This is a genomic window from Streptomyces sp. NPDC127084 (genome assembly GCF_042724175.1).
Lineage (GTDB): Bacteria > Actinomycetota > Actinomycetes > Streptomycetales > Streptomycetaceae > Streptomyces.
The window spans coordinates 1-7911 of record NZ_JBHXFA010000230.1 but is presented as its reverse complement, the minus strand read 5'-3'; the positions used below and the strand labels follow the sequence as shown (position 1 = coordinate 7911).

The 7911-nt window shown below is 70.3% G+C and carries 8 protein-coding genes; 1 reads left to right on the top strand and 7 read right to left on the bottom strand.

The features are described 5' to 3' along the window. Positions 1 to 203: 203 nt before the first annotated feature. The 7 genes from ACFWI9_RS31605 to ACFWI9_RS31575 form a co-directional block, all read right to left on the bottom strand. A complete protein-coding gene (locus ACFWI9_RS31605; RefSeq protein ID WP_387167926.1) occupies positions 204 to 578 on the bottom strand; it encodes a hypothetical protein in 375 nt (124 codons plus the stop codon). Between the two features lie 56 nt (positions 579 to 634). Continuing rightward, on the bottom strand, positions 635 to 1099 hold the full coding sequence (locus ACFWI9_RS31600) for a roadblock/LC7 domain-containing protein (protein ID WP_387167923.1): 465 nt from the start codon (positions 1097 to 1099) through the stop codon (positions 635 to 637). Positions 1100 to 1137: 38 nt separating this feature from the next. Further along, positions 1138 to 1896 carry a transcriptional regulator gene (locus tag ACFWI9_RS31595; protein ID WP_387167920.1) on the bottom strand — a complete coding sequence of 253 codons (759 nt, stop codon included), beginning with the start codon at positions 1894 to 1896 and terminating at the stop codon, positions 1138 to 1140. Then, on the bottom strand, positions 1893 to 2330 hold the full coding sequence (locus ACFWI9_RS31590; RefSeq protein ID WP_387167918.1) for a hypothetical protein: 438 nt from the start codon (positions 2328 to 2330) through the stop codon (positions 1893 to 1895). Before ACFWI9_RS31590 ends, ACFWI9_RS31595 begins: the two co-directional genes overlap by 4 nt. A 174-nt stretch (positions 2331 to 2504) precedes the next feature. Beyond that, on the bottom strand, positions 2505 to 3938 hold the full coding sequence (locus ACFWI9_RS31585) for an APC family permease (RefSeq protein ID WP_387167915.1): 1434 nt from the start codon (positions 3936 to 3938) through the stop codon (positions 2505 to 2507). Positions 3939 to 4091: 153 nt separating this feature from the next. Then, complete coding sequence (locus tag ACFWI9_RS31580) at positions 4092 to 4586, bottom strand: SRPBCC family protein (RefSeq protein WP_387167912.1); 495 nt, start codon at positions 4584 to 4586, stop codon at positions 4092 to 4094. A gap of 73 nt (positions 4587 to 4659) precedes the next feature. Next, on the bottom strand, positions 4660 to 6024 hold the full coding sequence (locus ACFWI9_RS31575; protein WP_387167909.1) for a diaminopimelate decarboxylase: 1365 nt from the start codon (positions 6022 to 6024) through the stop codon (positions 4660 to 4662). A 156-nt stretch (positions 6025 to 6180) separates the two neighbouring features. Between ACFWI9_RS31575 and hutU the strand changes: the two genes are divergently transcribed. After that, on the top strand, positions 6181 to 7884 hold the full coding sequence (gene hutU / locus ACFWI9_RS31570) for a urocanate hydratase (protein ID WP_387167906.1): 1704 nt from the start codon (positions 6181 to 6183) through the stop codon (positions 7882 to 7884). The last annotated feature ends 27 nt before the right edge of the window (positions 7885 to 7911 follow it).

The following is a 7911-nucleotide window of genomic DNA, read 5'->3' as shown; positions in this document are numbered from 1 at the left end:
GTGCTCGGTGAGGGTGTACGTGGTGTTCGCCACGCCGACGACCGGACCTGCCTCGGGGGGGGGGGGGCCCGGGGGGGCCGCCGCGCGCGCGGCGTCTCTGGGGTCCCTTCCCCCCGGCTGGGGCCGCGGGCCCCCCGGCGAGGGGGGGGGGGGGGCGCCGCTGATCCGGAACCGCACGGCGTGGTGGAGCGGCCGACTCGTGGTCAGACCTCCAGCTCCGCCTCGACCTTCCGCAGCTGATGGCGGGCCATGGCCAGGTTGGCGCGCTTGTTGTCCAGCGCCAGGTACAGGAACAGCCCGTTCCCGCCTCGCGCCTTGAGCAGCCGGATCAGGTGGTACTGCGTGCCCAGGCTGATGAGGATGTCCTCGATCTCGTCCTGGAGGCCCAGCATCTCCATGGCGCGCAGCTTGGCCCGCACCACATCGGTGTTACCGGCCGCGGCCACGTTGAGATCGAGGTGTTTACCCCCTCCCAGGGTGCCGAGCGCCATCCCGCTGGTGTAGTCGACGAGGGCGACGCCGACGCACCCCTCGATGACGGTCATCGCTTCCTTGAGGCACGTTTCGGTGTTGGCCATGTTGGTGGTGCCTTTCGTTCTCGACGGGCCCGATGGATGTCATGGGCCCGATCTGCTCATCTGACTTGTGCGGTGTGCGGGGGGTTGGAGTTGGAGTTGGAACCGGAAAGGGAATTGGAGCTGGAGCCGGAACTGGAGTCGAGACGGTCGAGTGCGCCGTCGACGAGCTCGCCTATGCGGGCTCCGGTCCTGCGGGCTTCCAGGTGCAGCCGCCCGACATTGACGCGCGGCTCCGCGGTGACGGTGAGCACCGCCGCCGAACCAGCCGCGTACGTGGCGACATAGCCGCGCTCGCCCCGGATCAGCAGTTCGCGGAATCCGCCCTGGCCGGTCGCCTCGGTCAGGCGTACCGACACGCCCAGGGCCGCCGCCGTGAGCGCGGCGACGGTCTCCGCCTCCGCGTCCGGGGTGTCCCGGGCCAGCACCAGACCGTCCACGCTGGCCGCGAGGGCGCCGGTGAGCTGGGGCAACCGGCTTCGCAGCCGGTTGAGTTCGTCAACGACTCCGGGGCTCGCGGTCATGAGCTGTCTCCTCTCGGCGCGCTGCCTCAGCGTGCGCATCACAGCGTTGCCTCCAAGGCGTCACGGAGTCTGCGGAGCAAAGCGATGTCGGGGTCCGCGGACATCTCCATGGCGCGGGCGACATCGGGGGGTGGTAGAGCGGGGGCAGCGCTGCCCGGAGTTTCGACCAGACCTGCGGCTGCCAGCCGCCGGACATCGATCAGAGTGTGGAAGGCGGGGCGGCCGAGGGCCCTGGCGATATCGGCTGGAGTCCTTACGCCGTCCGCCAGTTCGAGCACGGCGCGCTGTCTGGGGGCGGCTCGGATGCGTGGTGGCCGTCTGGTACGCACCACCGGCGCGGTGTCCGTCTCCGGGTGCGCCCACAACCGGTCCAGCAGTGCCCGGCGTCTCGCGGTCTCCCGCTCCACGGCCGCCGCGGGGACCGGCCGCACCGGTCCTATCCAGTGGGCGACCCCGTAGCGGAAGCGGGACGGGGTGTTGCTCGGGGCGAGGGCGAAGAACGCCGCGTCGTACAGCGCCTCCAGATGGCAGATCTCCAGCTCGCCGCCCGAGAGCCGGCCGGTGTCGACCAGATAGCGGCCCACCCTGCCGAGCGCCCCGGCTTCGCGCAGGGCTTCCGTCCAGCCGTCGGCGCGCAGCCGTCCCGCGGCGGTCAGCAGGACCTCGATCCCGGGCGCGACGGGGCTTTCGGCGTGCACCACCTCGCCGTCAACCAGGTAGAGCGTGCCCCGGTCGCGTAACAGCGCACCGGTCGCCCGCTCCGAAGCGAGTCTCAGCAGCATCGGGGATACGGTCATTCCAGCACCAGCCGCTCGGTCAGATCCCGCATTCGGAGTCGTGCCAGGGCGAGATTGCCCTCGACCCGGTCAAGCCACAGATGCAGAAGAACACTGCTGTCAAAGCTGGTCTCCACAAAGCGCAGGACGTGGTAACACGTACGGGTGGTGACGACGAGGTCTTCGATCGGGGGTGTCTTCGCGGAACCGGGGCTTGTGCCCGGACCTGCTCCTTCGCGTCCCGTCGGCTCCTCGTCCGCCGCCGGTGCGAAGGTGGGGTGCTCCGCCGCCATCCGCGCCAGCTCGGCTGTCTCGGTGGCGGCTGTCTCGTGATCGGCGCCGGCGGCGTCCCCCACCGTGCCGAGCGCGAGTCCGCTGGTCCAGTCGACAAGGGCTGCGCCGCGAACCCCGGGCAGCCGCATGGCGTGGAGCAGACACTCGTCGATTCCGGGCACGCGGAACTCCCCCTCCAGCACGTGTGCGAAACGCCTAGGACGTTCGAACGTCCGTAGTCGGGAGGTTACGCAACGGAGTGGTGCTCCCCGGAACTTCTGGCATTTTCCGTCGGAACATGCCCCGCATCCGCTAGGGTCCGCGGCCCCCTTTGCCGAGGCCTGAGCCCGCGCGACTCAGCCGCTGTGGTCGCTGTTGTTGCTGTTGCCGTTGTTGTTGCCAGCGCTGCTTCCGCTGCTGCCGCGCGTCACCGTCGGCTCGTGCCGGAACTTCATCCACAGCTTGTTGACGACCCACAGCAGGATGCCGATACCGATCAGCACCCCGGCCCGGATGTAGACGTCGGATGCCCGCTCCGAGAGCGGGCTGGCCAGGATCACCGAGGTGACCGCCCCCACCACCGGCAGGGCCGTCGGCGTACGGAAGTGGGAGTGGTCCACCGGGTCCTTGCGCAGGACGAGGACCGCCACATTCACCACCGCGAACACGCACAGCAGCAAGAACGCCGTGGTGTCGCCCAGGCCCTCGATCTCACCCGTGGACACCAGGCCGATCGCGATCGCGGTGACGAAGACGATGCCCGTGACCGGGGTGCGGCGCTTGGGCAGGACCTTGCCCATGCCGGGCGGGAGCACCTTCTCGTTCGCCAGGCCGTAGCAGAGCCGCGAGGCCATCATGATGTTGATCAGCGCGGAATTGGTGACCGCGAACAACGCGATCAGTGCGAAGAGCTTCGGTGGGAAGGCGACGCCCCCGGCCTTGACCACCTCCAGGAGCGGTCCGGAGGAGGCCTCCAGCACCCGGTAGTCGACCAGCAGCGAGGACACCAGCGCGACCAGTACGTAGACGGTGCCCGTCACCGCGACACCGGTGAAGATCGCACGGGGGAAGGTGCGCACCGGGTCCTTGGTCTCCTCGGCCATGTTGACCGAGTCCTCGAAGCCGACGAAGGCGAAGAACCCCAGTGCCGTGGCCCCGAGCACGCTCGTCATCAGCGCGAAGCCCGTGCCGCCCGACGACTCGAACTCGCCGAGACGCGAGGGCTCCCCGTCGCCGCTGAGCACCGCCCACGCGCCGATCGCCAGGACCACCGCCAGGCCCGTCAGCTCCACGAGGGTCAGCACCACGTTGGTCTTCACCGACTCCGAGACTCCGCGCAGGGCCAGCGCCGCCAAGGCCAGGATGAACAGGATGGCGATGAGGGTGGGCGGGATGGCGGTGGTGAACTCCTGGAAGTAGTCCCCGCTGAACGCGCGGGCCGCTGCGCTCGCGGACGACAGGCCGGAGCACATCACCATGAAGGCGATGATGAAGGTGAGGAAGGGGAGCCGGAACGCCCGCTGGGTGTAGAGCGCGGCGCCCGCGGCCTTCGGGTACTTGCCGACGAGCTCCACATACGAGGCGGCGGTCACGATGGCGACCAGGAAGCCGATCAGGAACGGCAGCCACAGTGCCCCGCCGACCTTGCCCGCGACCTTGCCGGTCGTGGCATAGATCCCCGTGCCCAGGATGTCGCCGATCACGAAGAGGATCAGCAGCTTGGGCCCGATGGCCCGCTTGAGTGAAGGCTGCTGCGCTTCCGGTGCCTCCATGGAGGCGGATGCGGCCATCGGATCCCTTCCCGTGGTCCCGTCCCTGTGCGCGCGCACCTCGCTCGGCACGCACCGCTCTCGGCGTGTACCGATCTCTCATGCCCGGCTTTCGCCCGGTGATTCCCGGCGGCGAAGCGGATGAGCCTTACGGGGGACAGGAGGTGGAAACGATCAGCCCGTGCCGCTGCCGCCTTCCCCTTCGCCGCTCCGGCGCCCCTCCACCGCCGTGGCGATGTCGGCGAGGTCCCTGGCTATCGCCTTGCGCACGGCACGCGCGCCCAGACCGCCGAGCACCTTGGCGAGCAGCCCCATCGCACCGCCCTGCGGCACCGCGCTGAACGTCATCCGCACCACCGTGGTCTCGGGCCCGAGCGGCTGGAGCGTGAACTCCGAGACATAGTGCGCGCCCTGGGAGTCGGCCTCCACCACATACCGCCCGGTTGGCTCGCTCGCCGTCACGTACATCTCCTCGGTGGCCTCCTTGCCCAGCATCCGCCGGGTCTCCCGCCATCGCGTGCCCACCCCGAAAGGCCCCTCGGTGAGGACTTCGACCCTTTCCACACCGCTGAGCACCCGCGCCATGCCCGGCAGGTCGGTCATGGCTTCCCAGACATGAACAGCCGGCGCGGCGACCCGCTGCTCCACGGAGACGCTTTTCGTGGTCATGGCTCTCATGGAAGCACCGGGGTCTGACAACCGCCCCCCGCCACCGTCCGCCGCTGGTCAGTCGGCCTCCGTCCTACAGCAGCGCGTCCGGGTGGGCCCCGCCCGACTCCGCCACGATCTCCGCCATGGTCTGTGCGTCGCGTACGAGCCTGAACTCGACGTCGCCGTCGCCGCCCGGCGCCAGGAAGCCGTACACGGCCGGGCGCACCAGGCTGTTGTAGGCGTAATGGCTGGTGAAGTAGTACGCGCCGGTGTCCAGCGCTGCCACCACGTCGCCCTGCTCCAGCAGCGGCAGTCCCCGCGCCTCGGCGAGCAGGTCGCCCGCGAAGCACGCCGGTCCCGCGATGTCCTGTGTGACGTCGGGCCCCATCCTGGGGTGCCCCTCGGCGTCGTACGCGGCGATCCGCACCGGCCACTCACCCGGCGCGTACACGGTCCGGGTCGCCACCTGTGCGCCCGCGTGGGTCAGCGCGATGGGCCGGCCGCCGGTCCGCTTGGCGTACTCGACCCGGGCGAGCACCAAGCCGTGCTTGGCGGTGAGCGCCCGGCCGAATTCGGTGACCAGCCCGTAGCGCCCGTCGAACAGCCCCGGGACCTCGCGCTCCAGCACCCGTGCGTAGTCGGCGAAGCCGGGGATCTCCTCGTCGGACGTGAAGTTGACGGGGAGCCCGCCGCCGATGTCCAGGGTCTCGACCTGCTGCCGTCCGGCGGCTGCGTTGATCTCCTCGGCGAGCTGGTAGACGGTCCGTACGCCCGCGGCCATCAGTTCGAGCGGCAGGCCCTGCGAACCGGAGTGGGTGTGCAGCCGGGTCAGCCACGGCCGGTCCAGGAAGGTGCGTACGACCCAGTCGCGTGCCGCTTCGTCGCGCAGCCCTACGCCGAACTTCGAGGTCGCCGTGGCGGTGGAGAGGGCCCCGATGGTGCCCGCCCCGATCTGCGCGTTCACCCGCAGGCCCAACGTGGATGCCGGGGCATGCGGGGCAGGCGGGACGGCGACCCCGGCCGCGCCGCCTGGCCCGGCCGCCCCGCTCATCGCCTCGATACGGTCGAGTTCCTGCGCGTTGTCGGCGTTGACGGCGATACCGAGATCCAGGGCCGTGCGCAGTTCGCCGGGCGTCTTGGCGGGGGAGTCCAGCACGATCCTCTCGGCCGGAATCCCGGCGGCCTGGGCCAGCGCGAGCTCCCCGGGGCTGGCCACCTCAGCCCCGAGCCCTTCGCTGCCCAGCAGTCGCAGCACCCCCACCAGCGGCGCAGCCTTCACCGCGAAGGCATGCAGCACCGGCGCGTCTGTGACCTGCTCGAACGCGGCCCGCAGCGATGCGGCGCCGGCCCGGAGCCCGGCGATGTCCAGCAGGGCGATGACGGGCTCGGCCTCGGCACCCAGCAGGCCCTGCGCCACGGCTTCCCGTACGGCCTGATCTCGACGGTCTGGCGTCATGGGGTCCAGCCAAACACCGTCCGCGGCCCCGCGCACCGGTGCACAGTGGTTGACTGGAATTATTCAGCGAGCGACTATGTGAATAGCCGCATAGAAGCGCAGTGACGTGGACCCGCGGTGAAGACAGAAGAGTGAAGTCGCGAGGAAGGCCTCGGCATGTCTGGACCCCGCCCCGTAAGGGCACCGCGTGGTACGGAACTGAACGCCCTCGGGTGGCAGCAGGAAGCCGCGCTGCGCATGCTCCAGAACAACCTCGACCCTGAGGTCGCCGAGCACCCCGACAAGCTCGTCGTCTACGGCGGCACCGGCAAGGCCGCCCGCGACTGGCGCTCCTTCGACGCCATGGTGCGCACCCTGAAGACCCTGAAGCAGGACGAGACCATGCTGGTCCAGTCCGGCCGCCCGGTCGGCGTGATGCAGACCCACGAGTGGGCCCCCCGTGTCCTCATCGCCAACTCCAACCTGGTCGGCGACTGGGCCAACTGGGAGGAGTTCCGCCGCCTGGAAGCCCTCGGTCTGACCATGTACGGCCAGATGACGGCCGGCTCCTGGATCTACATCGGCACCCAGGGCATCCTCCAGGGCACCTACGAGACCTTCTCCGCCGTCGCCGCGAAGAAGTTCGGCGGCACCCTCGCCGGGACCATCACCCTCACCGCGGGACTCGGCGGTATGGGCGGCGCCCAGCCGCTCGCCGTCACCATGAACGACGGCGTCGCGATCTGCATCGACTGCGACCCGCGCGCCATCGAGCGCCGTATCGAGCACCGCTACCTGGACGTGAAGGCCGACTCACTCGACCACGCGCTCCAGCTCGCGACCGAGGCCCGCGACGCCCGCCGCCCGCTGTCCATCGGCGTGCTCGGCAACGCGGCCGAGCTGGTGCCGCAGCTCCTCGCGATGAACGCCCCGATCGACATCGTCACCGACCAGACCTCGGCGCACGACCCGCTCGCCTACCTCCCCGTCGGCGTCGACTTCGACGACATGGCCTCCTACGCGGCCAAGGATCCCGCGGGCTTCACCACCCGCGCCCGTGAGTCGATGGCCCGGCATGTCGAGGCCATGGTCGGCTTCATGGACGCGGGTGCCGAGGTCTTCGACTACGGCAACTCCATCCGCGGCGAGGCGCAACTGGCCGGATACGACCGTGCCTTTGCCTTCCCCGGCTTCGTGCCCGCCTACATCCGGCCGCTGTTCTGCGAGGGCAAGGGCCCGTTCCGCTGGGCGGCGCTCTCGGGTGAGGCGTCCGACATCGCCAAGACCGACAAGGCGATCCTCGACCTCTTCCCGGAGAACGAGTCCCTGGCCCGCTGGATCAAGATGGCCGGCGAGCGCGTCCACTTCCAGGGCCTGCCCGCCCGCATCTGCTGGCTCGGCTACGGCGAGCGGGACCGTGCGGGCGAGCGCTTCAACGACATGGTGGCGAGCGGCGAGCTGGCCGCCCCGCTCGCCATCGGCCGCGACCACCTGGACTGCGGCTCCGTGGCCTCCCCGTACCGCGAGACCGAGGCCATGCTCGACGGCTCCGACGCCATCGCCGACTGGCCGCTGCTGAACGCCATGGTGAACGTGGCGTCCGGCGCCTCCTGGGTGTCCATCCACCACGGCGGCGGGGTCGGCATGGGCCGATCGATCCACGCCGGGCAGGTCACGGTCGCGGACGGCACCAAGCTGGGCGGCGAGAAGATCCGCCGGGTGCTGACCAACGACCCGGGGATGGGCGTCATCCGCCATGTCGACGCCGGATACGACATCGCGGAGTCGGTCGCCGACGACAAGGGCGTGCGTGTTCCGATGCGTGAGGACTCGGCGCGGGACGGCTCGCCGGAGGACGGCTCGACCCGGGCGGACGCGTGACCGAGTCGTTCCACGGGATGTGGGCCC